The 20,662-nt window shown below is 66.7% G+C and carries 22 protein-coding genes and 2 tRNA genes; 11 read left to right on the top strand and 13 right to left on the bottom strand.

The window, feature by feature from the left end; all coding sequences use genetic code 11:
• Positions 1 to 416: 416 nt before the first annotated feature.
• The 8 genes from gyrB to KGA66_RS03535 all read left to right on the top strand — a co-directional run bounded on the left by gyrB (position 417) and on the right by KGA66_RS03535 (position 7,928).
• A complete protein-coding gene (gene gyrB / locus KGA66_RS03570) occupies positions 417 to 2,441 on the top strand; it encodes a DNA topoisomerase (ATP-hydrolyzing) subunit B (protein ID WP_211464433.1) in 2,025 nt (674 codons plus the stop codon).
• Between the two features lie 116 nt (positions 2,442 to 2,557).
• Positions 2,558 to 5,260, top strand: a complete 2,703-nt coding sequence (gene gyrA / locus KGA66_RS03565) for a DNA gyrase subunit A (protein ID WP_312886716.1) — start codon at positions 2,558 to 2,560, stop codon at positions 5,258 to 5,260.
• Positions 5,261 to 5,352: 92 nt separating this feature from the next.
• The gene (locus tag KGA66_RS03560; protein WP_211464431.1) at positions 5,353 to 6,138 is read left to right on the top strand and encodes a DUF3566 domain-containing protein; all 786 of its coding nucleotides are present in this window, start codon (positions 5,353 to 5,355) and stop codon (positions 6,136 to 6,138) included.
• Between the two features lie 105 nt (positions 6,139 to 6,243).
• Positions 6,244 to 6,317, top strand: a tRNA-Ile gene (locus KGA66_RS03555).
• A 271-nt stretch (positions 6,318 to 6,588) separates the two neighbouring features.
• Positions 6,589 to 6,765, top strand: coding sequence for a hypothetical protein (locus tag KGA66_RS03550; protein ID WP_211464429.1), 177 nt, complete (start codon positions 6,589 to 6,591; stop codon positions 6,763 to 6,765).
• A 197-nt stretch (positions 6,766 to 6,962) separates the two neighbouring features.
• Positions 6,963 to 7,469: a TspO/MBR family protein gene (locus tag KGA66_RS03545; protein WP_211464427.1), complete on the top strand. Its 507-nt coding sequence runs from the start codon at positions 6,963 to 6,965 to the stop codon at positions 7,467 to 7,469.
• 141 nt (positions 7,470 to 7,610) lie between these two features.
• Positions 7,611 to 7,745 carry a DLW-39 family protein gene (locus tag KGA66_RS03540; protein ID WP_211464425.1) on the top strand — a complete coding sequence of 45 codons (135 nt, stop codon included), beginning with the start codon at positions 7,611 to 7,613 and terminating at the stop codon, positions 7,743 to 7,745.
• Between the two features lie 107 nt (positions 7,746 to 7,852).
• A tRNA-Ala gene (locus KGA66_RS03535) sits at positions 7,853 to 7,928 on the top strand.
• Positions 7,929 to 7,983: 55 nt separating this feature from the next.
• Here KGA66_RS03535 and KGA66_RS03530 read toward each other — a convergent pair.
• The 12 genes from KGA66_RS03530 to KGA66_RS03475 all read right to left on the bottom strand — a co-directional run bounded on the left by KGA66_RS03530 (position 7,984) and on the right by KGA66_RS03475 (position 15,358).
• Positions 7,984 to 9,120 carry a tyrosine-type recombinase/integrase gene (locus tag KGA66_RS03530; RefSeq protein WP_211464423.1) on the bottom strand — a complete coding sequence of 379 codons (1,137 nt, stop codon included), beginning with the start codon at positions 9,118 to 9,120 and terminating at the stop codon, positions 7,984 to 7,986.
• The gene (locus KGA66_RS03525; RefSeq protein ID WP_211464421.1) at positions 9,120 to 9,308 is read right to left on the bottom strand and encodes a helix-turn-helix domain-containing protein; all 189 of its coding nucleotides are present in this window, start codon (positions 9,306 to 9,308) and stop codon (positions 9,120 to 9,122) included. The genes KGA66_RS03530 and KGA66_RS03525 overlap by 1 nt, the downstream gene beginning before the upstream one ends.
• Positions 9,305 to 10,735: a replication initiator gene (locus KGA66_RS03520; RefSeq protein WP_211464419.1), complete on the bottom strand. Its 1,431-nt coding sequence runs from the start codon at positions 10,733 to 10,735 to the stop codon at positions 9,305 to 9,307. Before KGA66_RS03520 ends, KGA66_RS03525 begins: the two co-directional genes overlap by 4 nt.
• Complete coding sequence (locus tag KGA66_RS03515; RefSeq protein WP_211464417.1) at positions 10,732 to 11,508, bottom strand: deazapurine DNA modification protein DpdA family protein; 777 nt, start codon at positions 11,506 to 11,508, stop codon at positions 10,732 to 10,734. The genes KGA66_RS03520 and KGA66_RS03515 overlap by 4 nt, the downstream gene beginning before the upstream one ends.
• A 118-nt stretch (positions 11,509 to 11,626) precedes the next feature.
• Positions 11,627 to 11,833 carry a hypothetical protein gene (locus KGA66_RS03510; RefSeq protein ID WP_211464415.1) on the bottom strand — a complete coding sequence of 69 codons (207 nt, stop codon included), beginning with the start codon at positions 11,831 to 11,833 and terminating at the stop codon, positions 11,627 to 11,629.
• 1 nt (position 11,834) lies between these two features.
• Complete coding sequence (locus KGA66_RS03505; protein ID WP_211464413.1) at positions 11,835 to 12,569, bottom strand: DUF2637 domain-containing protein; 735 nt, start codon at positions 12,567 to 12,569, stop codon at positions 11,835 to 11,837.
• Positions 12,566 to 12,814 (bottom strand): hypothetical protein, encoded by a 249-nt coding sequence (locus KGA66_RS03500; RefSeq protein WP_211464411.1) that lies wholly within the window; start codon positions 12,812 to 12,814, stop codon positions 12,566 to 12,568. Before KGA66_RS03500 ends, KGA66_RS03505 begins: the two co-directional genes overlap by 4 nt.
• Positions 12,814 to 13,143 (bottom strand): hypothetical protein, encoded by a 330-nt coding sequence (locus KGA66_RS03495; RefSeq protein ID WP_211464402.1) that lies wholly within the window; start codon positions 13,141 to 13,143, stop codon positions 12,814 to 12,816. Before KGA66_RS03495 ends, KGA66_RS03500 begins: the two co-directional genes overlap by 1 nt.
• Positions 13,144 to 13,249: 106 nt before the next feature.
• Positions 13,250 to 13,447 (bottom strand): hypothetical protein, encoded by a 198-nt coding sequence (locus KGA66_RS03490; RefSeq protein WP_211464400.1) that lies wholly within the window; start codon positions 13,445 to 13,447, stop codon positions 13,250 to 13,252.
• Between the two features lie 76 nt (positions 13,448 to 13,523).
• A complete protein-coding gene (locus tag KGA66_RS03485; RefSeq protein ID WP_211464398.1) occupies positions 13,524 to 14,858 on the bottom strand; it encodes an ATP-binding protein in 1,335 nt (444 codons plus the stop codon).
• Positions 14,825 to 15,040, bottom strand: a complete 216-nt coding sequence (locus tag KGA66_RS03480) for a hypothetical protein (protein ID WP_211464396.1) — start codon at positions 15,038 to 15,040, stop codon at positions 14,825 to 14,827. Before KGA66_RS03480 ends, KGA66_RS03485 begins: the two co-directional genes overlap by 34 nt.
• Before the next feature lie 3 nt (positions 15,041 to 15,043).
• Positions 15,044 to 15,358 (bottom strand): hypothetical protein, encoded by a 315-nt coding sequence (locus KGA66_RS03475; RefSeq protein WP_211464394.1) that lies wholly within the window; start codon positions 15,356 to 15,358, stop codon positions 15,044 to 15,046.
• A gap of 127 nt (positions 15,359 to 15,485) precedes the next feature.
• Here KGA66_RS03475 and KGA66_RS03470 point away from each other — a divergent pair, with 127 nt between their 5' ends.
• Together KGA66_RS03470 and KGA66_RS03465 are read left to right on the top strand one after the other, a co-directional pair.
• A complete protein-coding gene (locus tag KGA66_RS03470; protein WP_211464392.1) occupies positions 15,486 to 16,283 on the top strand; it encodes a GntR family transcriptional regulator in 798 nt (265 codons plus the stop codon).
• Positions 16,280 to 17,062 carry a glycosyltransferase family 2 protein gene (locus KGA66_RS03465; RefSeq protein ID WP_211464390.1) on the top strand — a complete coding sequence of 261 codons (783 nt, stop codon included), beginning with the start codon at positions 16,280 to 16,282 and terminating at the stop codon, positions 17,060 to 17,062. Before KGA66_RS03470 ends, KGA66_RS03465 begins: the two co-directional genes overlap by 4 nt.
• Here KGA66_RS03465 and KGA66_RS03460 read toward each other — a convergent pair.
• On the bottom strand, positions 17,031 to 17,582 hold the full coding sequence (locus KGA66_RS03460; protein ID WP_211464388.1) for a hypothetical protein: 552 nt from the start codon (positions 17,580 to 17,582) through the stop codon (positions 17,031 to 17,033). The two genes, KGA66_RS03465 and KGA66_RS03460, sit on opposite strands and share 32 nt — an antisense overlap.
• A gap of 1,977 nt (positions 17,583 to 19,559) precedes the next feature.
• Between KGA66_RS03460 and KGA66_RS03455 the strand changes: the two genes are divergently transcribed.
• A complete protein-coding gene (locus tag KGA66_RS03455) occupies positions 19,560 to 20,483 on the top strand; it encodes an SRA domain-containing endonuclease (protein ID WP_211464386.1) in 924 nt (307 codons plus the stop codon).
• Positions 20,484 to 20,662: the final 179 nt, after the last annotated feature.

Genomic DNA, 20,662 nt, shown 5'->3' with positions numbered 1-20,662 from the left:
TCCCGGCTGAATTGTCGCTGGCGCCGGACCGACCGCTACGTGTTCCGCCACGCCACTAAGGCAGGGATATTCTGCGGATATCGGTTGCCATGACACGACGTCCGCAACGACGCCGACACTGCGCCGAGTGACGGCTGACCCCTGAGTGCGTGGGGGGACACTCAGCCAGGGGTGGATCAGCTCAGAAGCGCCGTCAGGGCGCGTGTGCCGCCTCTTGTCCCCGCGAACCGGTAGAATGAGGACGGTTCAAGGCAGTCGAGGATCTCCGACGGACGGCGACGCCATCGCCGCGCGGCGGGTCCTGCGCCGGCCTGCCGCTGGTGCCGCGATGGCGCGCTCCAGCTCGTCGCCTTGCGGCCCCGGCGTCTTCCCCAGCCGGCCGGGCCGCTGACGTGTTGAGAAAGGGTTTCGCGTCCGTGGTCGCTTCAGAGCACTCCGTCCCCTCCGCCCCGGCGGCCGATCCGAACACCGCCGTCCCGGCGGTCGTCAAGAGCCCCAACGGCGACTACGACGCCAGCGCGATCAGTGTCCTCGAAGGTCTTGAGGCTGTCCGCAAGCGCCCCGGCATGTACATCGGGTCCACCGGTGAGCGTGGCCTGCACCACTTGGTTTACGAGGTGGTCGACAACGCTGTGGACGAAGCGCTGGCCGGCTACTGCGACAACATCCAGGTCACCCTGCTGGCTGACGGCGGCGTGACCGTTGTGGACAACGGCCGCGGCATCCCGGTCGGCATCGTGCCTGGCCAGGACAAGCCCGCCGTCGAGGTCGTGCTCACGGTGCTACATGCCGGTGGCAAGTTCGGCGGAAGCGGCTACGCGGTCTCCGGCGGTCTACACGGCGTCGGCGTCTCTGTGGTCAACGCGCTGTCCACCCGGCTGACCGTCGCGGTCAAGACCGAGGGCGCCCTGTGGACCCAGGAGTACCTGCGCGGTACGCCCACTGCCGATCTACACAAGGGCGGCGCCACCGACGAGACGGGGACCACGGTCACATTCTGGGCCGACGACGAGGTCTTCGAGACGACCACGTACAGTTTCGAGACCCTCTCCCGGCGCTTTCAGGAGATGGCCTTCCTCAACCGCGGCCTGACCATCTCGCTGACCGACGAGCGACCCGAGTTCAAGGACGAGGAGGGCAACCCGCGCGCGGTGCGTTACCGCTACGACGGCGGCATCGCCGACTTCGTCCGCCACATCAACGCCGCCAAGGGCGAACTGGTCCATCCCGCCGTCATCGAGTTCGCTGCCGAGGACACCGAGAAGCGGATCTCGGCCGAGATCGCGATGCAGTGGAACACCCAGTACTCCGAAGGGGTGTATACCTTCGCAAACACGATCAACACTCCGGACGGCGGTACCCACGAGGAAGGCTTCCGAGCCGCGCTGACGAACGTGGTCAACCGGTACGCGAAGGACCAGAGGCTGGTCAAGGACAAGGACGACAACCTCGCCGGCGAAGACATCCGGGAGGGTCTGACCGCGATCATCTCGGTCAAGCTCGGCGAGCCGCAGTTCGAGGGCCAGACCAAGGCGAAGCTCGGCAACACCGAGGCGCGCACTTTCGTGCAGAAGATCACCTACGAGCAGATGGCCGACTGGTTCGACCGCAATCCGAACGAGGCCAAGGACATCGTGCGCAAGTCGGTCCAGGCGGCGACCGCCCGGATCGCCGCGCGCAAGGCCCGCGAACTGACTCGGCGCAAGGGCCTGCTCGAGACCATGGCGCTGCCCGGCAAGCTGGCGGACTGTCAGTCCACGAACCCGGCGGAGTGCGAGATCTTCGTGGTCGAGGGCGACAGCGCCGGCGGCTCCGCCAAATCGGCGCGCGACCCAAGGGTGCAGGCCATCCTGCCGATCCGCGGCAAGATCCTTAACGTGGAGAAGGCCAGGATCGACCGGGTCCTGCAGAACAACGAGGTGCAGGCACTGATCTCCGCGCTCGGCACCGGCGTGCACGACGACTTCGACATCGCCAAGCTGCGCTACCACAAGATCATCCTGATGGCCGACGCCGACGTTGACGGCCAGCACATCACGACCCTGCTGCTCACCCTGCTGTTCCGGTTCATGCGCCCGCTGATCGAGGCGGGTCATGTGTACCTGGCGGCGCCGCCGCTGTTCAAGGTCAAGTGGACCGCCAACGACTTCGCCTACGCCTACTCCGACCGGGAGCGCGATGCGCTGCTCGCGGCTGGCGCCGCGGCCGGCAGGCGGCTCAAGGACGACACGGTCCAGCGCTTCAAGGGTCTGGGCGAGATGAACGCCGAGGAGTTGCGGATCACCACGATGGACCGGGACAGCCGCATTCTGCGGCAGGTCACCCTGGACGATGCCGCCCAAGCCGATGAACTGTTCTCGATCCTGATGGGAGAGGACGTCGAGGCGCGCCGCCTGTTCATTCAGCGCAACGCCAAGGACGTGCGTTTCTTGGATATCTGACGCTGTCTCGACATCTGACGACCCGTCCGGCCCGCGGCCCAGGTCCCGTGCGAGGCCCGCCGCCGTCTGTGACCGCAGACCCAGCAATCCGCGTAGAGCAGAAGGAAAGACCCTCCGTGGCAGACCAGAGCAACCCGACCGGCCCCGCCGATCCCGGCGCCGACGAACCCGCGATCGACGGCGCCGTTGCCGCACCCGTGATCGAGCAGGCGAACGACCGCATCGAGATGGTCGACCTGTTGACCGAGATGCAGCGGTCCTACCTCGACTACTCCATGGCGGTGATCGTCGGCCGGGCGCTGCCCGAGGTGCGTGATGGCCTCAAGCCAGTGCACCGCCGAGTGCTGTACGCCATGTACGACGGCGGTTACCGGCCCGACCGCGGCTACTTCAAGTGCGCGCGTGTGGTCGGCGAGGTGATGGGCGTCTACCACCCGCACGGCGACTCCGCGATCTATGACACGCTCGTGCGGCTCGCCCAGCCGTGGGCGATGCGGATGCCGTTGGTGGACGGCAACGGCAACTTCGGCTCGCCCGGAAACGACCCCGCTGCGGCGATGCGGTACACCGAGTGCAAGCTCGCCCCTCTCGCCATGGAGATGCTCCGAGAGATCGACGAGGACACCGTCGACTTCAACCCGAACTACGACGGGCGCTCGAGCGAGCCGGTCGTGCTGCCGAGCCGGTTCCCCAACCTACTGGTCAACGGCTCCTCCGGGATCGCGGTCGGCATGGCCACCAACATCCCGATGCACAACCTGCGCGAGGTCAACGACGGCGTGCAATGGTACCTCGCCCACCCCGACGCCACCGCGGCCGAGTTGCTCGATGCGCTCATCGAGCGGATCAAGGGCCCGGACTTCCCGACCGGAGCGAAGATCGTCGGCCGGCGCGGCATCGAGGACGCCTACCGCACCGGCCGCGGCTCGATCATCATGCGCGCCGTGGTCGAGGTCGAGGAGATCAACGGCCGCAACTGCCTCGTGGTCACCGAACTTCCCTACCAGGTGAACCCGGACAACCTGGCCTCCAAGATCGCCGACCTCGTGAAGGACGGCAAGATCCAGGGCATCGCCGATGTGCGGGACGAGAGCTCGTCCCGCACAGGCCAGCGCCTCGTGATCGTGCTGCGCCGGGACGCGGTGGCGAAGGTCGTGCTCAACAATCTCTACAAGCACACCCAACTGCAGGACACCTTCGGCGCCAACATGCTCGCGATGGTGGACGGGGTGCCGCGCACACTCTCCCTGGACGCGTTCATCCGGTACTGGGTCGACCATCAGGTCGAGGTCGTGGTCCGACGTACCCGGTACCGGCTGCGTAAGGCTCAGGAGCGCGATCACATCCTGCAGGGCCTGCTCAAGGCTCTGGACGCGATCGACCAGGTCATCGCACTGATCCGGAGTAGCCAGACAGTGGACGTGGCGCGGGTCGGCCTGATGAACCTGCTGGAGATCGACGAGGTTCAGGCCAACGCGATCCTGGAGATGCAGCTGCGCCGGCTCGCCGCGCTGGAGCGGCAGCGGATCGTGGACGAGCACGAGGACCTGCTGCTGAAGATCGCCGAGTACCGGGCGATCCTCGAGTCGCAGCCGCGGCAGCGGCAGATCGTCTCCGACGAACTGCAGGCTATCGTCGACAAGTACGGCGACGACCGCCGCTCGCAGCTGGTGCCCTACGAGGGCGACATGTCCATCGAGGACCTGATCCCCGAGGAGGACATCGTCATCACCATCACCCGTGGTGGCTATGCCAAGCGGACCAGGACAGACCTGTACCGCTCGCAGAAGCGCGGCGGAAAGGGAGTGCGTGGCGCCCAGCTCAAGCAGGACGACATCGTCGACCACTTCTTCACGACGACCACACACCACTGGATCCTGTTCTTCACCAACAAGGGCCGCGTTTACCGGGCGAAGGCATACGAACTGCCGGACTCAGGCCGAGACGCCCGCGGCCAGCATGTGGCCAACGTCCTGGCGTTCCAGCCGGACGAGACCATCGCCCAGGTTCTGGATCTGCGCGACTACGAGGTGGCTCCTTACCTGGTGCTGGCGACCAAGCGCGGCCTGGTGAAGAAGACCGTGCTCAAGGACTATGACTCGCCGCGTTCCGGTGGCGTCATCGCGATCAACCTGCGTGAGGACGACGAGTTGATCGCGGCGGAGTTGGTGTCTCCCGACAACGACCTGCTGCTGGTGAGCAAGAAGGCTCAGGCGATCCGTTTCCCCGCATCCGACGAGTCGCTGCGGCCGATGGGGCGTGCCACCTCCGGTGTGATCGGCATGCGATTCCGCGAGGATGACGAACTGTTGTCGATGAGTGTGGTGAAGGAAGGCACGTTCGTCTTCACCGCGACCGATCGCGGCTTCGGCAAGCGCACGGCGATCGAGCGGTACCCGGTACGCGGACGCGGGGGACTCGGCGTGATCGCGGCCAAGACCGTCGACGAGCGCGGAGATCTGGTCGGCGCGCTGATCGTTGACGAGAACGACGAGGTCCTGGCGATCACGGCGAGCGGCGGGGTGATCCGTACGGCGGTGGCGGGCATGCGCGAGACGGGCCGCGACACCATGGGAGTCCAGTTGATCCATGTCGGTAGGAAGGACGCGGTCATCGGGATCGCCCGCAACGCCGATTCGGACGCAGCGGAGGTCGTCGACGGGGAAGGTACCGGTTCGGACGATTCTGCTGCTGGTCACGGAGATGGCGATCCCGACAGCACGGAGCACGAGGGCCCCGCGATGGACAGCGCGGGCCAGGTGGCCGCAGACGGAGGTACCGTATCCGAAGCGGAACCGATGACCCCCGACGAGGCGTAATAACCAGGAGCGCGCCGGGGCGGGGCGTCGTAGCCGCCGCCCCGGGTATACGGCCTGGGCCTGCGGCCTCGCCGCAGGACATGCAGCTGACGATGAGCAACTTCGACGCAGGGGCCCTGGAGACGACCGTGAGTGAGAGCTCGAACCCGATGGATGCGCGGCCCGCCGGCAGCCGCAGCTACGGCGAAGCCTCTACCGCCGTGCGTCCCGCCGCGCAGGCGAGCCACTCCGCGCCCACGGCCGCCCCGTTCACCGCAGCGGCGCCTGCTTCCGCCCCGGCGGGAGCAGGTGTGGGAGCAGGCGCCGGTCAGTTCCAGCCCGCACCGGACTCCGGCGACGCGCGGCGCGGTGGGAGCAGTCCGGCAGACACCGTGGGCCGTGCACTGAGCGGCGCCGGCCGGTCGTTCGCGCGCGTAGGAGCCGCCATCGGCAGTGCCACGCAGGAGTCCCGGCAGAACCGCGGCGCGGCCTCGTCGTCCGTCGCACCACAGCCACGCGTCCGCAAGGCCCGCCTGCGGGTCGCCCGGGTCGATCCGTGGTCGGTGATGAAAGTGTCGTTCGTGCTGTCCATCGCGATGGGAATCGTCACCATCGTGGGAACCGCGGTCGTCTGGAACGTGCTCAACGCCCTCGGCGTCTTCAGTTCGCTCAACAAGACTGTGGGCGACCTGACCAGCAGCGGTACGGGAACATCCACCACGAGCTCTTTCAATCTGGCCAGCTTCCTCTCCTTCGGCCACGTCGAGGGCTACATGGTGATCATCGCGCTCGTCGATGTGGTCTTGGCCACGGCGCTGGCGACGCTCGGCGCGTACCTCTACAACCTCGCGGCCGGATTCGTCGGCGGCTTCGAGGTGACTCTTGCCGAAGACCAGTGACGGCGGGGGCATCGCTGGCCTCACGGGCGATTCTCGTTTTGGGGCGGCCCGCTCGATGCGCTAATCTGCTCTAGCGCCCACACCGTTCGACGGCAAGTGGGACATGGACCTATAGCTCAGTCGGTTAGAGCGCTTCCCTGATAAGGAAGAGGTCGGAGGTTCAAGTCCTCCTAGGTCCACGTTGCGCAAGCAGCACAGAAGCCCTGGACACTAGACCTGTCCAGGGTTTCTGTGCTGTTTCTCTCAATGTCAGGTAATCAAGCCGGCGACATTACAAGATCACTTACTGGTCCCGATGTCACAAAGTGTCACGATCTTGGTTTTGGCGCCCTTGCCTTGGCGCGGCTCAGCGCGTCCCGCGCCTCCATCAGGTCGTCTCGGCCGAGGCACTTGCGCGGATAGACCAGCGGCTGAGTAGCGTCCCGAACGTCTGCGCGGGATGCTGGCGGTATGGCGAAGTACGTGATCAACAAAGGTTACTCGACGAGCGAAGTCAGAGAGCGGGATGTAGTAGCTCACAGCTTCAAGACCGTGGGTGACTTCGTCGACTTTGTGGATACGACAGGAGAGATCATCTTGCGGGTCAAGGCCTCGCACGTTGTGACGATCGAGCGAGTCATCGAGTAGTCGTGCCAATCTCCTGGCTTGTGGGCGGCGGACTTCGGCAGGTGAGGGGGAGAGTAGCCGAGGCCTTGAAATCAGGCGCCTGGCAGACTTTGCATGCATCTTCACGCAGGTCTGAAGCGTTTTCTTCATTCTCGCGGCCATCGTGATGTTCTGTTAGAACAGCGCATGAATAGTGCCAAATGGGTATAAGAAAGCGTATGACGTCCAACATGAACGCAGCCTCGCCCACGACACGATGGGCACCATACGCGGCAACCGCATCCGCCGTGGCGCTGACCGCTCTGCTGGGAGCGAAACCAGTCGATCCACGGGGAGAGTGGTACAAGACGCTGGACAAGCCGGCATGGCAGCCGCCGGCATGGGTCTTCGGCCCGGTATGGGGTTCGCTGTACGCATCCATCGCCTGGGCGGGCGGCCGGGCCCTGACGAAGGCGGACGAGGCGACTCGCCTACGTCTCGCCGCGAGTCTGGCGACCAATCTCGCCTTGAACGCCGGATGGACCTGGCTGTTCTTCCGCGCCCGCAGCCCGAGGAGCGCGGTGGTCAGCACGGCTCTGCTGGATGCCAGCAACGCGGAGTTGATCCGCCGTCTCGCACGTATCGACGCAGTTGCGGCCACCGCGCTCGTTCCATACGGGGGATGGTGCGCGTTCGCGACGGTCCTCAACGCTTCGATCGCGCGTCGTAACCCGTCCGCAGGCTGACGCGGTACCAGCGCGGTAGGCCGCGGCGGTTATTTGCCCTGCGGGGATCGAACGGTATTGCGCGGCTGTTATCCTCGACTCGCACGGGAACTGTCGGGAACGGACAGGCCGTTTCGAACTCTAGTGAGAGGGCCGGTTGCCATGAAGAAGCTGCTCCTGCTCGCCCTGGTCGCCGCGGGCGGTTTCCTGGTCTACCGGCAGGTCCAGGCCGATAAGGCGGAGCAGGACCTGTGGACCGAGGCTACCGACCCTGTCCCGGCCGGCAACAAGAACTGACCGCCGGTCGGTCGGCGCAAGTCGCGGGCGCACATGCGGCGCGCCTTGTAAGATCCAAGGGAGCGCCGGGACGTGTCGGTGATGCCAGACCGTCGCGGTCACGCCGCGGGGCCATAGCTCAACTGGCAGAGCACCGCCTTTGCAAGGCGGGGGTTAGGGGTTCAAGTCCCCTTGGCTCCACCAGCACGAAGACCCCTCACCAATCATGGTGAGGGGTCTTTGACATCAGCAGGTGACATCAGTGCGGACGGTCGGGCCTCAGCAGCCGGTCAACGGTCTTGATCGCCTCCCGCTTCGACTTCTCGACCACGTGCGTGTAGACGTTCATGGTCACGGCGATCTGCGAGTGCCCGAGCAGTTCCATCAGTAGCCGCGGTTCGACGCCGGAGTCTGCCAGGAGCGTGGCGAAGCCGTGCCGAGCGTCGTGGAGGCGAACCGAGCGGACGCCGGCCCGCTGCGCGAGGTTCACGAACGAACGGTGCAGGTTGCGCCCCTCGACCGGACGACCGGTGCGGGTGACGAACACCCAGTCATTCGCGACCCAGCCGGCACCGGCCTTCTCGCGCATCGAGAGCCAGCGAAGACGCTGCCAGCGCAGCGCGATCACGCAGACCAGCGGAAGCGGCATCGAGCGCTTGCGGCCCTTGGTCTCATCCTCGTAGAGCACGCCGTCACGACGCTGGAGCTGTCGGCCGAGCCGGATCGTCCGCGAGCCGAAGTCGACCTGCGACCACTTCAGGCCGACAATCTCACCGCGCCGCAGCCCGAGCGCGATCGCCAGCAGAACGGCCGCATACGTGGAGTCGCCGCGGGCGACCTTCAGGAAGGCCAGCGTCTCGTCAATCGTCCATGGGTCGTGCACGGCGGACTCGACACGGGGCGAGTCGACGAGCATGGCGACGTTCCGCGAGATCAACTCTTCCCGGCAGGCCGCCGACAACGCTGACCGGAGCACCTTGTGAGACTCCTTGGCCGTCGCGGCGGTGTTCTGCTGAGCGTGAGCGTTCAGGAACTTGCGCACCTCCGACACACTCAGAGCCTCCAGCCGCTTCGCGCCCAGCATCGGGACGAGGTATAGCCGGATGTGCATGGCGTACTTCGAATGAGTGGTCTTCTTGCGCTGCGGCCTGATGACCTCCTCAAGCCACAACGGAAGCCACTCGCTCAGCCGAGGCGAGCGCGTCGGAGTCGGGATGCCGGCGCGTGCCTTGTCGACGAGCTTGCGGCGCGCATCCTCAACCTGCTGACGAGTCTTGCCGTAGACGAACTTGCGCTTCTCGGTGCCGTCAGGCTGAAGCACGTAGACAGCAGCCTGCCAGCGCCCGTCTTTGCGCAGCGTCACCGTACCCATGCCATTGGCGTTGCGTTTGGCCATCAGTACTGCTCCTCCAGGCGACGGGTGATGTACGCGGACAAGGCGGTTACCGGGATGCGCCGGGCACGCCCGACCTTGATCGAGGCCAGTTGACGAGAACGGATCAGGTCATAGACGGCATGGCGGCCCACCCGAAGCGCGGCCATCACCTCAGGCACCGTCAGGGCGTCGATGTCGGTCACAGTCATGGCGCGGCCCCCTCCAGGTCAGGCATGTGACGAGGGATCGGAGAGGACGCCGAAGCGTCCGCCGGTCCCGCATAGCTCCAGTGGTTGATCACGAGTACGTCGGGTGACTCGGCCAGTGCGGCGGTAAGCGGGTCGTGGCGTGCTGTGTGGTCGGCGCGTTCCTGGCGCAGCGCGCCAAAGGTGGTCGAGTACGTGCGGGATTTAGTGGCGAAGTGGCCGCGGAAGCCGAGCATGTGAGCCCACTTGCGCAGCCGGAGCGGTTCGAGTTCGCGGATGGCGCCGAGTTGCCAGCAGGTGTCGATGAGTCGGCGGGCGTGGTCGGTCAGGTTCCATTGGTCCAGGTCGAGGGTGCGGCCGATGCCTGAGCAGGCGGAGCAGGGTACGAGCGCGTCCGGTCGGTCGAGGGTGCGCAGGGTGACGCGGCCGGAGCCGGCGCAGGTACGGCAGGCCATCGGCGGCAGCTCGACACCGGCGGACTCGGCGGCTTTGGTGGCGTACTTGGCGATGTAGCGGGCCACGCGCACATCCGTCAGGTCGTCGGCGTGGTCGAACTGCCCGGCGGCGATCGCGCGTACGTCGATTTGCTCGCCCCAGGCCAGAACCGGAGCGCCGAGAGCCTTGGACTCGGGCACCTCGACCGAGGTGCGGGCGACGCCCTCCCGGATCGCTTGCTCCAGCAGTTCAGCGGTTGCCCAGGCTGGCGGAGGCGAGAGCGGTCCGTCCGGTCCGTCGAGGCGGGCGACCGCGTGGAAGTGCACGATGCCGCGCGCCTGGTACTCGGCGACCTTGGCGAAGTTGACCCGTACCAGCTTCTCGGCGCGGCGGCGGGGTAGGCCGAGGCGTCGAGCCAGCGCGCGGCGAATCTCGGTCAGGGTGGCGGACCACAGCGCGCCCGCCATGGCGTTGAACAGGACATGGCCCTGATAGTCGTAGGTGGACGGATCGAGGGGCGTCCCGATCAGCGGGTCATCCGCGCGATGCCAACGAACGCAGCCGGAGCCGTCGCGCCGCGGCTTGCACGGGCGAAGCTGGCCGGACTTGTCCGGGCCGAGGTGCACCGGGCCGAAGGACGGGGCGGTGACGGTGACGAACAGTCGGGGGTGCGCGGCGACGGCGGCGGGGGTGTTCTTTCCTCCGCGCAGGCCAGCGGCTACGAGGTTGTAGGCGTCGAACTTGTACAGCGTGGAGCAGTAGCCGCATACCGAGGCGCGGCGGTTGCCGCACGAGACGGTGATCTGCTGGTCGGTGGTCGAGTCGAGCAGGGTTCCGGTAGTGGCTTCGATCACGTCACGGCCGCCGACCAGCCGCAACGGACGTTCGCAGGTCCCGGCTCGGTCGAGCAGGTCTTTCGCCTGGACGACGCGCACGAGCGAGCCGAGGTCGCCGCTTCGGAAGCCGAGCGCGGCCAGGTCGAGGGTGTCGGTCACGCGGCACCACCAACCGGCAGGCTCAGTTGCACGCTGCGCAGCGCGGTGAGGATGCGTCGGCGCCAGGAGCTCGCGAAGGGCAGGCAGTTGGCTTCGTTGCGGTGGGTGGGGGTGCACCCAGGTGTGTGACGGCCGTTCAGGCTCCAGGCCATCGAGTCGGCCGAGGCCAGGTGTTCGGCGTAGTGGCTCAGACCCAGGGTTTTGACGCCGAACCCGTGCAGGTTCAAGCCGAGACCGGCCAGGACACTGACGATCGCGGCAATTTGTCCGGTGGCTTGGCGGCGGCACACCGAGCCCAGGCCGACCAGCGGAAGCGTAGCAAGGTCGATTCCGGCACGCTCGTAGCGACGCAGGCAGGCGAGGTAGTCGGGCAGCACCCAGCCTTGCAGAACGGGGACGAACGGCAGGTCCGGGGCGAGTTCGCGCAGCCGCAGGTAGTTGCCGACGGTGCGAGCCTGATGCTCGGTGACGCTCAGGCCGGTTTTGGCGAGCATGAACGGTTCGCACATCAGGTCTTGCGGTGCGGCCCAGGTCAGCAGGCCGATTTCGTCGCGGTAGCGGCGTACGGCGGCGACGTACTGTTCGGGTGTGGTCTGCCAGGCGCCGTACATGCTCAGTTCGGTGAAGCCGCCGGAGTCCAGCGCCCAGGGTGCGCGAGCTCGCGGCAGCGTCGCGCGTCCGGTCAGGCGGCGGTGCGAGATGAACAGCGGGAAGTCAACCAGGCTCAGCCAGTTGGGGTGATGGGCACCGAGGTAGAAGCGGGTTTCGGGCATGATGAGAACACCTCCATCTCTGCTCTTGCGGGTAGTGGGAGGAGCCCGGGGGGACGGCCGTTCTGTCTTTGGCGAGAGGAAAGGCCGTTCCTCCTGGGCGCACCGGTCACGGGACCGGTCAGCGGCGCGGTAGCGGCATGGCCGCGAGAGCTTGCGGGTAGTGGTTGGCAAGCCCTGCCCACACGGGGTGCGCGAGGACGGCGGCGAGGTGGTCGAGGGTGGCGGGGTCGAGGGACGCGAGCGCTCCGGCGAGGGCGGGGCGGTCGCCGTTCTCCAGGGCGCGTACGGCCAGCTCCAGATAGACGGCTTGGGTCGTGTCGGCCACGTCAGGCACCTGCCGATCCGGTGAGCAGGTGCGTGTGGACGGCGCGGGCGAGGGGCGGATTGACGCGCAGCTTGCGGGCCAGGGTGGTCAGGTCGATCGGGGTTCCGGTGACGGTCTGGTGTTCGTCGGCGACGCGGCGGGCCCACTCCAGGAACTTCGGAGACACCTCCGGCAGTTCGGGCACCGGCTCCGACGAGGCAGCGGCCACGGGCGCGGGTGCGGCCAGCGGCTCGACCTGCTCGACGACACGGCTCAACGACGTGCGGATCGAGTCGACCGGCCGAGCGGCAGCAATGACCGGTAGCGCGGCGGTTGCGTCGACCACGGCCGGAACATCAGCCCGTGCCGGAGCCGGAGCGGGAGCCGTGGCGGGTGTCGGGTCGTGGGTGAGCAGGGTGCATACGAGGAAGGCGACGGCGGGCCAGACGCCGAGGGCGACTGCGACTAGCCGGTCAGGGTTCTGCCACGCGCCGAGGATGTTCGCCGCGAGGGAGGCGGCCAGGCCGAGCAGGAAGGCGCACCAGGCCAGGCCGGCAGGGGCCTTGGTCGAGCGCGCGGCGGTCAGCTTGCGGTAGGCGGCCACGGTGAGCAGGTCGACGGACAGCGGGTAGAGCCACGCTTTCCAGCCGGACTGTCCGTGCACGGCCGCGAGGTCGTGGATGTGGGAGAAGGAGAGCGAGCCGGTCAGCACGGCCTGGAACAGGACACCATCGGTGAAGCGGCGAAAGGCGGTCATCTGGCAACCTCCTTACGGTTGGCGGGGCGCACGGTCAGGTGTGCGCGGACCTGGGCGGCGATGTAGCGGTGCTCGGCGCGCGTGAGGTGCAGGCGCTCACCGTCCAGGGCCCGCTGGACGGCAACCAGGTCGACCGGGCCGGCGGGGGTGTCGAGCGTGAGCCCGTCCGAGGGGATGCGGTCTTCCGGCCCGCCGGTGGTCTCGGCGAACAGCGGCAGCTGAAGGGCGCAGGTAGGGGCGGTCATCAGCGGGACTCGATCCGGTGCGCCCAGTGCGGTTCCGGCTTGCCGACGTACCGGCCCTGGATGCCGGTGACGGCCAGGAACTGCGCGGAGGCCTCGATCGGCAGGCCGTTGCCCATCCGGGCCAGCTCGGCCAGTACCAGGCGGCGGGAGTGCTCGGTCAGTGCGGAGAGGTTCAGTTCACCGTCGCGTACCTGCTGGGCCAGTTCGCGCGGGTGACGCTCGGTCCACTCGATCTGGATGCGGGGGCCGCACACGCGCAGCCCGAGGAAGAAGCCGGTCAGGGTGCCACCGACGCCGGCGGCCAGGGTGAGCAGTTCGATGCCGTCCATGTCAGTTCTCCTCTCTGTGTTCGGGTGTTGGTTTGTTGAGCCGGGTAGGTCGCGCCGGTCACCAGGCCGAGGGGCGTGGACTGGTGGCCAGCGGCGGCGGCCGGATCTACAGGTGCGGCCGGGCGGTCGAGGCAATGGCCGGAGCGTTGTCAGCGGTACCGGTGCCAAGGCAGGCCAGGCAGACGCCCATCTGGCCGCGCACGGTGCCGCGACGACGGGTGACCGGCTGCGCAGTCTGACCCGAGCCCTGGCAGGCCGGGCACGGGTCCGGCTCGACAACGACGGGCCTTGACTTACGAGGCATGTCGCCTCCTTCCGGGTTGAGGCATGGGACGGGTAGGGACTTTGCGCGCGTGGCACTGAACTGCGGGGATGATTGGTTAGGCGGGGATGGTGTCGGCCGGGGCGAGCGCGGCGGCCAGCAGCCGGCGCGGGTCGGCGGTCAGGTGCGCGGTCGAGGCCGCAAGGGCGATCGCGTCGCGGTCGGTCACGTACGGGATGCGGGCGAGGCTGTAGCCGGGGCGGCCCTCCGCCAGGACCGAGACCACGCCGACATAGGCGGGGTCTTGCAGGCGGCGCGGGTGGGCGTGCGGGTAGTCGTTGATGTCGTCGCCGAGCGCGGCGATCGCGGCTTCCTTGGAGCGCTGCGCGAAGGACAGCGCGATCTGGCAGTTATCCCGGATCGTGGTCGGGATCGCCTCCCCGGTCGGCTTCTGGGTCAGCAGCATGACTTGAATGCCGACGGTGCGGCCTTTGCGCACCAGTTCGTCGAGCATCCCGACGATGTCGCGCACCCGGTTGTTGCGGTCCTTCGCGCCCGGGTCGGTGCTCTTGGTCTCGTGCAGGAAGGTGTGTGCCTCATCGATCACCAGCACGGTCAGCGGCCATGCCTCGATCGGGTCACCGGCCCAGAAGGAGCGTCGGCGCAGCACGGCGCGAATCGCGTTCTTCCGGTCGGTGTACAGGGCGTGCACCTGCGAGACGATGTGGTGCGCCCGGTCCAGGTCGTCGCCGCAGTGCAGGTAGGCGCGGGCCTTAAGGTCGGACAGTTCGAAGTCCTTGCCGTCGATCAGCGCGAACTGCACCAGCGGCGACGGTGCGAGGGTGGCGAAGCGGTGGTAGACAAGGCTGGTCTTGCCGTAGCCGGACAGGCCGCCCACCGCGATGCCGGAGACCTCCGCGGTACGCACCTTCACCGGTTGCCCGTCGCGGCCGACGCCGAGAACCCACGTGCGCAGGTCCACCGGGGCATCCGGGGAGGGAACGAAGAGCGTGCGCTGGCGCAGCGCGTCACGCAGCACGACCCGCAGCGTCAGGTACCCGGGCCGGGCTGGCGAGGCTTCCAGGTAGCGCACGCGCCAGGCGTTGGCCAGGTCGTCGGCGGAACGTTCGAAGTCCTCCAACCCGACCTGACCCACCGTCTTGACGCTCACCGTCAGGCCGTTCGGTCCGGGAGCGACGGCGATGCGCGGGATCAGCAGCCGGTCACGCGAACGCATCATCAGCGTCTCTCCGCCGGCCGGGGCCGCCTGGTCGGCTTGATACAGGCCGCAGCGCAGCGCGGTACGACGCCAGGTGAACCGGATACGCCAGCCCTTACGCAACACCGCCCGCCCGAGCCGATCGGCCCGCACATACCTCACCGCGGACACCGAGGTCACCAGCATCGGAGCAGCGGCGATCACGCCCGGAACGACGAACGCGAGATCTGCCATGAGCGCACCTCCCCCACAATGAACCGGACCAGCAACCGGGCCGCCCGGTACACGAACCGACCCACCAGGAACACCGAGACCGCCAAATCGCGGCCGACCAGCACCATGGGGTGGCCGGCCAGCCGCCGGGCGGCGAACACCACGGCGACCGGCACCACCACAAGCAGAACCAGCAGCAGCACGGCTCAGCCCCGCACAACCGTCAGAGCGGAAGCCCGGTACATGTACCAGGCCTTACCGTTCTTTACGTCGGTCACCAGCGTCAGCCCCGCGGCCTTGACCATCGAGCCCAACTCCACCTGCTCGGCCAACCCGGACTGCGGCACCGTCACCCGCATCGCCAGCGGCTGCCCGTCGTCGGTGGGCATGACGACCTGCACGTCATACAGCGGCTCCTTGGTGTTGCGGTCCAGCGCCTGAGCACCGGTCTCCCGGTCCACCTGCGGTGCGGCCCCGCCCATCGCGATCAGCGGGCGAGTCGGGTCAAGCGGAACAATCAACACAAGCTTCTCCAGTCATCTATACGTCTAGTTCTCTTTAGGACTCTGATTCGATAGTGACGGACCGTCTGGTTGTCGTCAAGTCCTATTGAGGAGCTAATGTGTGAGGGACGCGAGGAGGCATCAGATGGCCAAGTACGAGCGGATCGCAGCCGAGCTGCGACAGAAGATCATGAGCGGATCGCTCGCACCCGGTGAGCAGCTAGACCCAGAATCGAAGCTCGCCGAGGAATACGGCGTCACGATCCCGACCGCCAGGCAAGCTCTCAGCGTGCTTCGCGCCGAAGGCCTGATCATTACTCGACACGGCAAAGGCCGATACGTCCGCAGTGCCCGTACTCCGGTGCGCAGGACACCTGAGCGCTATCAATGGGAGAAGGCGCGCGTACACCTGCCCGAGGAACAGCGCCGAGCGACCGGAGCCACCGAGCAGGACACAGGCCTGACATACGACGACCTGAAGTTCTCCGCCGAATACGACGACATCCCTGCAGATGAGCAGCTGGCCGAGGACTTCAAGGTCGAGCCCGGAACTCGCATGCTCCTGCGTACCTACCGCACCACATCCCGGCACGAGAGCGCGCCGATCAGCCTTTCGCGCTCCTATCTCGTCTACGACGTGGCCGCACAGAATCCGGCGCTACTGGACCAGAACAACGAGCCGTGGCCAGGCGGCACTCAGCACCAGCTCAGCACGCTCGGAATCGAAGTCGACCGCATCACCGACGAGATCACAGCCCGGCCGCCACTGGCCGACGAGGCGGAACAACTCGGCATCGACGCACAGGGCGTCTCGGTGTTCGAACTCAAGCGCACGTCCGTCGACACCGCAGGCCACGTAGCTGAAGTCGCGTATGTCATCCTGCCCGGAGACCGAACCGAGTTCATCTACACGACCACGCTCGAGCGCTGGGAGACCGCATGAACACCATCTCTGTACTCACGCCGGTCTACCAGCCAGAACCGGAGTACCTGACAGCCGCATACGACGCACTCGCCGCGCAAGACCTCCCGGCCGGCTGGCAATGGGAATGGGTCGTACAAGAGGACGGCGAGACGGGACGCGCCCGAGCGATCCTGCCCGACGATGAGCGCATCAGTTTCGGGTTCAACCCGCACGGTGGTGTGGCGATCACGCGGAACCTTGCTCTCGCCCGCGCTAAGGGTCACCTGATCAAGAACCTAGACCAGGACGACCAGCTCACCACGGGCTCTCTTGCCCGCGATATCGCAGTGCTCGAAGCCAAGCCCGACGTTCAATGGACCACTTCCCGCGTGCTCGACCTCATGCCGGACGGCTCGACTATCGGCTTCGACAACGACCCGCCGACCGGCCGCCTGTATCCGGGCCAGATCCTGAAGCACTGGCGCGAGCACAACTACCGGCTGCCCGTGCACCCCACGACCGTGTGCATCCGCCGCAACCTGGTCACAGCTGTCGGCGGGTGGATGTCCGTACCCGGCTCCGATGACACCGGGATGCTGATTGCCGCGAGCATGCTCGGTACCGGCTACTTCATCGGCGAAGTCGGCTTGCTCTACCGCAAATGGCCCGGCCAGGTCTCGGCCCAGCCCGAGCACAAGGAGGCGACCACGTGGACCCTGCGCATGCAGTTGATCAGCGAGCGCGCCGACGCCATCGCTGAACTGGCAAAGCAGCAGCCGGCGAGCGTCACGAGTCCTGCCGCGCCGACGGCAGGTTGAGCGTCAGCCCCGAGTGGTCGGCAGCCAGTTCGCCCCGCACGCCGAGATCTGAGCGCGCAGCGTTGTGAAACTCGTTGATCAGCTGGAACGCGCGAACGTGCAGCGCCCGCCAGCCCGGCAGGTCCTCATCAGTGAGTTCGCGCGCCCGCCAGTCGATCGCCAGCACGGCCCGATTCAGCTCATGGCCAGCGTCGACGACCTCAGCGCCGCCGAGCAACACGAGCTGTTCAAACAGCAGGGCGCGCGACCGCTCCGCATCAATGAGTCCCAGAGTGAGCTGATCAATCGTCTTGTCGATCGTCCGCAGACCCTCTCTGGACTCGAAGAGCAGCACCGCGGCATAGATCACGTCACGCACGTGAGCGACGTAAGACACGTACGTGTCTAGCTTGCGTTCATCCCACCGCAGCGCGAGGCCGCGACGATCCTTGCCGCGTTCCACGAGGTAACTCGCAACGTACGTCGACAGAGCGCCCACGAGAACGCCGACGATCGTTACAAGTTGAGTCGCGAGATCCATCTACGCTGCCTTTGCCTCGTTCCAGCGACGACAGCCGTAGCCGTATCAGAGTTCTGGTGCGCGAAGCAAGCGAAGCACGTTTGCACCAGCGAGCGCAGTCGATCAATGGGCTAGAACTTTCTCTACGAGGATCAAGGCACACCGCTTCGCGGTGTGCAGCCCGTCGCCGCCCGAGCCGTCGTCTCCTGTCTTCGCCCCGACTCCGTCTCGGCCCGCGCCGGGCGAACCCGGAAGCAGGACGCGCGCACGCTCCCAGGCGAGAAGCCGGACAGTCACGCCGGACGCGCCAGCAGGACGCCCGCGGGCACGACGACGAAGCTGAGCCATCGGCCGAGCTGAACGGGCAGGGCCCAGGCGCACGAGGTTACCGCGGACCGCTTCGGCGCTGCCGGACCCGCGCCAGCGTTCCGCGCGCGGCCGGCGCGCCAGCGTCCGCGAGACACGACACAGGACAGCACACACAGCAGGACGGGCACGGACACAACGACACCCACGACGCCCGCAGCAGTCAGCAGCTCCCGGCACTCGACAGGCACAGCGCCCACCTGCACCAGAAGCCCGAACAGCCGAACACCAGCAGGCCAGACAGCGTGCCGTTCGAGAACACGGGGGCGCTGCCCCCGAACCCCCGGCCCTCCTCGGAGATAGGCGGAGCAACCGGTGCGGGAGGGTAGGGGAAGGAAGAGGGTGGGTCGGCCCTGGCACCTCCTCGCCCGGTCACCACGAGGGTTGCCAGACGACGGCCGACAGGTCAAGGCAAAAGGCGGCCTTGACCCGCCGACCACCGCCCGGCAAAGCAGGAGCTTGCCCGATCGAGGAGATACCAGAACCTCAGCCCGAAAAACTAGCTGCGCTCCGCCGGTAGGAGCTTGATAAAGCATACAAAGAGGCAGGTCAGCGCGCGTCACCCATTTGGAGTAACGCCCTACCGGGCGTTGACGGGTCGCAGAATCATGGCGGAGTCCAGCCCGCCTGAGCCGAAATGCCTTGGCCGGTAGTCGGCTCAGGCGGACCGTCGCCCCACTCAGGAGGCACTATGAGTCTGCCCGATCCACAGCAGCCCTTGTCAACCGCCGGATGGCTCCGAATCGCGGAACGCGTAGGCGCCGGACTGTGCACCGTGGCTATCCACGCCTGCTCCTGCGCCATAGCAGGGGTGCTCGCGATTCAGCACGAACCGGCGCCGCTGGTCGGCTTCGCTCTCGCGACGAGCCCGTGCGCAGCCCTCGCGGTGAGGCGGCTGCGAGCGTAACGGCGGGTGATGCCGTGACCGTGAGAGAAGCTACGGCACCACCTCTAAGCAACCAGTTGACTCAGCAGGAAGTCAGCGAAGTCTCTGACAACAGACGACACTGGCCGACAACGGACGACAGCCGAGCTGCGACAACGGCCATCAGTCGACAGCCGACGAGACTAGCCGACGACGCGGAACGACGTTCGGGACGAAGAGGCCAGGAGGGTGCCGGAGCGAACTCCGGCACCCGGCCTCGGATGAGGCTAGCCATAATGGCTGGACCATCGCCGAAGTATGGAGCAACGGCGGGCCGGTGGAATTACTTCCCCGGAATGACCCAGTTGCTGAGGCTGGGCCTTCCTGCTTCAGCGGCACCCAATGACCTGAAAGAGCTGGTCACGCCCAATGCTTGGGTTTCGCGGGGCTCGGGTACCTTCACAGGCGTTTATAGCGACTCCCTGCTGTCCAAGGCGTCGTCGAGGTTAAGGCCAGCGACAACGTCAGAGAGAACGTCGGCAAGGCCATCACCTCCTCTCGATAGAGAGACAGCTCTGATGGTACCGATAGCGTGCCCGTCGCGTGCCCGTTTGGAGAGGTGGCCAGGGTCAGTCGCGTGTACTCACGGACAATCGGCCGCTAGGCCGCAGGCCAGCGACTCATGCTCGAACTCTAGATCGATATCAGGCCCTTTGTAAAGCAATAGTTCCCCGGACGTCGTCGGCAGCCTGATGCAGTATGTTCATATGACTATCGAGGCTGTGCAGGGTGACGACTGGCATCTAGCCCCTGGTGATCTCGTTCGACGAGTAGAGCTGCACGCGCGGTACGGAGGCAGCAACCAGAACGGCATCAGTCCGTGCCGCGAGTCGCCGAACATCTTGATCTTCACCGATCCACGCTCAGGGCACTTCCACGGCTACTATGACCGGTGGGCCGAGGATGGAACCTTTCGGTACACAGGCGAGGGACAGCACGGTGACCAGGAGTTTGTTCGCGGAAACCGCGCCATCAGGGACTGCATTGAGCAGGGCCGCCACTTGCGCCTGTTTGATGGTGCCAAGGGCGAAGTTCGCTACGTGGGCGAGTTTGTTCTGGACGACGTCGAGCCATTCAGCTACGGCCAGGCGCCGGAGACCGGCAACGGACCCATGCGTCAGGTGATCCAGTTTCATCTAGTCCGCGCCGAGCGCTCCGAGCCGATCACCATCCCGACGTTGCCGGTAGGAGGTACCTACCAGCCAGCGGACGAATCGGTACAGCCGGCGCCCGCTCTGCCAGGAATCCCTGACCCGGACCTGATCGGCCGGAACCTCAGCGCTCATCGCCGGCTCCAAAACGATCTGGCCAAGGCACTGGATGCGCGCGGTCGCATCCCGCTGTCCCCGCTTCCAGAAGACCCTGACTTCGACATCGCCTGGCATGACGCGGACGGCACGCTCACCGTTTGCGAGGTGAAGTCGCTCACCGACGCGAGCGAGACGCGTCAACTACGCATGGGCTTGGGCCAGATCCTTGACTACCTCGATTTGCTTGCGGCGCGATCGACCGCGGTGCGAGGAGTCCTATGGGTCGAGAGGAAGCCGTCCAGCCTTCGTTGGCTCGAGTTATGTGAGCGCGCCGGCGTTGCGTTGGCGTGGCCAGGTACCGAAGATCTGATCATCGGCTGAGCTCGATTGGTGACATCCGCAGTGACATCAACGGAGGGGGACAGCGTGGTATCTGGCGGTCCCTCCCAGCGTGTGCCGACCGAGGCTGAGCAGCGCGGGCACCGGTGAGTCGAACGGCCGAGCGAATTTGCAAGGCGGGGGTTAGGGGTTCAAGTCCCCTTGGCTCCACCAGCACAAAG

The sequence above is a fragment of the Actinocrinis puniceicyclus genome, assembly GCF_018283645.1.
GTDB classification, from domain to species: domain Bacteria; phylum Actinomycetota; class Actinomycetes; order Streptomycetales; family Catenulisporaceae; genus Actinocrinis; species Actinocrinis puniceicyclus.
Note: the sequence above shows the minus strand (reverse complement) of the source record. Positions and strands in the feature narration are given on the sequence as shown.